The 3,716-nt window shown below is 40.7% G+C and carries 1 protein-coding gene; it reads left to right on the plus strand.

All coding sequences use genetic code 11. The features are described 5' to 3' along the window. The first annotated feature begins 368 nt into the window (after positions 1 to 368). The gene (locus tag ACWB0I_RS11700) at positions 369 to 3,434 is read left to right on the plus strand and encodes a hybrid sensor histidine kinase/response regulator (protein WP_479388250.1); all 3,066 of its coding nucleotides are present in this window, start codon (positions 369 to 371) and stop codon (positions 3,432 to 3,434) included. Positions 3,435 to 3,716: the final 282 nt, after the last annotated feature.

The raw sequence follows: 3,716 nt of genomic DNA on the forward strand, positions 1-3,716 counted from the left end.
TAAAGGGAAGGGGGAGCAAATTGTGCCGCTTTGCTGAGTCCTAGCCTTACATGTCAATAAATTTTATTTTTTTCTAAATCTTTGTGCTCTTTGCGGTTGATGTTGGTTGCGGCTCCGCTGCCTTGGAATGCTTTCCTTAAGAGGTCTATCCTAACCTGGCTGGATGTGTTTTTTTGATGCTGATTTAGGACAGAGATGTATTGTTGTTAAAATTTAAAAGTCACAAAACACACCTGTAATCCAAATATTTTTTAAAGATTGAAGGCCACCTGGCCGAAAATTTTGAATTCCATTATGTAATCGTTCAATAAACGGTTGGTTAAATTAAAACTCTTGCGGCTCATTTTTGCTGAACTGGGAAATCCATTATGATGAAAATTTTAATCATACGGCCTGACAAGACGACCAAAGCCTTGATCACTAAAATCGCTACACAAGAAAAATTCAAATTAGTAGAATCTGATTCGTGTGCTGGTTCAATTCAGCTGGCTAAAAGATCACATTTGGCCCTGCTTATTGTAAACCATTTTGATCAACCGGATGACGAGCTAATCCATCTTAAAGGAATAAAACGGGAAAGTCCTGAAACTCAGATAATACTACTTGCCAATCCGGTTCAAGAGCGAACCAAGCCCCATTCTTTTTACGACAATTTTGATTTTGTTGTACCGTCAGGCAATCCCATCCTTTTAAAGCACGTTGTGTTCAAGGCTATCAAGTTCTGGCAGATGGTTATTCAGCATGAGACACTAAAAGCAGAGAATTTACATTTTCAACAACAGTTAGAAGAATTTTTAAATTTACGTTCCAAAACACAAAAACAGAGCGAAGCCTCGTTCCGCTTAATGTTCGAAAACAATCCTATGCCTATGATCATATTCGAGAGAAATAGTGGTGATATTATTACCGCCAATCACGCGGCTTCTTTGTTGTATGGCTATGCATTTCAGGATCTTATTACGCTTTCGGTGCAGGATCTCACACGTCAGCCATACACTGTACTCTGTCCAACGCTAGAGCCCAATGATGTCTCAATCGTTCAGCAAAGCAAAGAACAAATCCATTTTCGGAGGGATGGTCACCCCATTTTTGTTGAAGTGCTCAGCCATCATCTGACCTACAAAGGCCGTGAAGCCTGTTATTTGATGATTAAAGACATCAGCGATCAAAAAAAAATTTTAGAAGCCTTAATCACATCCGAAAAAAAATTTCGTACCCTTTATAAACATCTCACTCAGGGTGTGTTCAATTTGACCCCAGACGGGAAAATTTTCATGTTTAATCAGGCTGCAAAGGAAATCATGGGGTTTGCTAAAAATAAAAAGTCTTTTTCTTTGAATGACTTTAAACAAATTAAATTTTATGACACAAAAGGTAAACGACTCGCTTTTGATTCACTACCTCCTTTTATTGCACTTCAAAATAAGGTACCCAGTTTAAATCATGTTTTTAAAATTAGATTACCCAATAATAAGAAGAGATGGATTATTTTAGACGCTATTCCACTAAGCGAAAGCAAAGAAGTAAAAGAAGTATTTGTCATTATTAACAACATTTCTTCGTTGAAAAAAGCCGAAAAACTGTTACGCTCCAGTGAAAAAAAATTGCGGGCCATATTTGATGCCCTTCCGGACCAATTAATCCTTTTCAAATTGGACGGCACCATTATCGATATAAAAGACGGTCAATTGCTCAATCAAGCGGAAGAGGAAATAAAAGGGAAATCAATCTTCGATCTGTTTTCTGAAACTGTTGCCCGCCGTTTTTACAATATGCTACATCTGACCCATCGCAGCGAAGAGATGCAAACGTTTGAATTTCAATGGCAGGTGAAAGGCAAACTACACCATTTTGAAGCGCGATTGAGTAAGAGTACAGAGCAACAGATACTCTGTTTGCTGCGCGATATTTCGGCAAGAAAAAAATATGAAATCGACCTTCAGAAGAGCGAAAATCGCTTCAGAATTTTATTAGAGTCAACATTCCAGGCCATCGTGTTAATCGATATGCATGGGAGGATCAATCTTGTCAATTCCAAAACGGAACAATTATTTGGTTATACCCGGGAAGAACTTCTGTTACAACCTGTAGAAATGCTGTTGCCTTTTAACATTCGAAATACCGATCATATCTTGAAACAGGTGCGATTACGGCCTCCCAAAGCAATCCTTCTGGAACGGCCTGTCGAGATGGTTGGCATGCGTAAGGATGGATCGGAATTTCCATTTGAAATTCAACTCACACACGTTGAGATGTTGGATGGCCTGTTCGTTCTTGGAGTCCTGTCAGATATCTCTCAGCGTAAAGAATTGGAAGCTCGCATCCGACGAATTGAAAAACTGGAGGCCATCGGCCAACTGGCCGGCGGGATTGCTCATGATTTTAATAATGTTTTAGCTGGAATTATTGGTCTGTCCGAATTGGCCCTGCGCAAACTGGACAAGGAAAGCCCGGTCAATGAAAATCTCAAACTGATCATTAACAAAGCAGAAAGCGCAGCCGATCTGGTGCGCAAGTTGCTCATGTTCAGTCGTCAGCAAAAAATCAGCAAACATAACGTAAACTTGAACAAAATTGTGCTCTCCAATAAAAAGCTACTTCAGCGCTATTTAGGTGAGGATATTCACCTGATCATAAATCTTCAGGACGATCTACATCTAATTCACAGCGATCCCAGCGCCATGGATCAGATTTTAACCAACTTGTGTATCAACGCCCGCGATGCCATGCCAGATGGGGGGGAACTCACCATTCAGACACGCAACGTCATTCTGCAAAAAAAAGAGACCGACATTCCTCCAGGAAAATACGTACAATTGATTGTGGCAGATTCCGGCATTGGTATGAGTGAAGAGACTAAAAAACATATTTTTGAACCTTTCTTTACGACCAAAGAACAGGGCCAGGGAACTGGATTGGGTCTGGCAACGGTGTACGGCCTGGTCAGACATCATGGCGGATTTATCCAGTTCGACAGTCAATTAGGCGAAGGCACCATCTTTCGAATTTTTTTTCCAGTACCAGATAGACCATTGCAGGCTACTACTCTGGAAGAATTGGAACACATGGATATGGTACGTGGTGGAAACGAAACCATTCTGATTGTGGATGATCAAACCGACATTTTAACCACATCAAAAGACACACTGGAATCTTACGGATACAAAGTGCTCATCTCGGGCAGCGGGCACCAGGCGCTCGATATTTTAAGTAAATACAAGGACCTGATCGATCTGGTCATTTCGGACGTGGTCATGCCGGATATGGATGGCATCGAATTGCGCATGCTGTGTAAACAAATAAAACCTGAGATTAAGTTTTTACTGATGAGCGCCTTCAGTCCCAAACTGGAGAATGAAAGCGATTATCTTTTAAAACCTTTTGTCGGACACCAGTTAGCCAGAAAAGTAAGGAAAATCCTGGATTCCGAATAGGCGCAGGTTTAGAATACTTCCCTCAAAACTAATAATCCCGCCACAGCGGGATGCGAAAATTTTTGTGATGAAGATCCTAACCCCCCGGCCCCCTTCCCTTCTTTTAATAAAGGGAAGGGGGAGCAAATTGTGCAGATTTTCTGAGTCTTCGCCTTACATGTCAATAAATTTTATTTTTTTTGAAATCTTTGTGCTCTCCGTGGTTGTTTTTGGTTGCGGCTATGTTGCTTTGGAAATATTCCTCCTGAACTTCCTACGTAAAACGTTGGTTGTGCTAAAGCT

It is taken from the genome of Caldithrix sp., assembly GCF_056497305.1.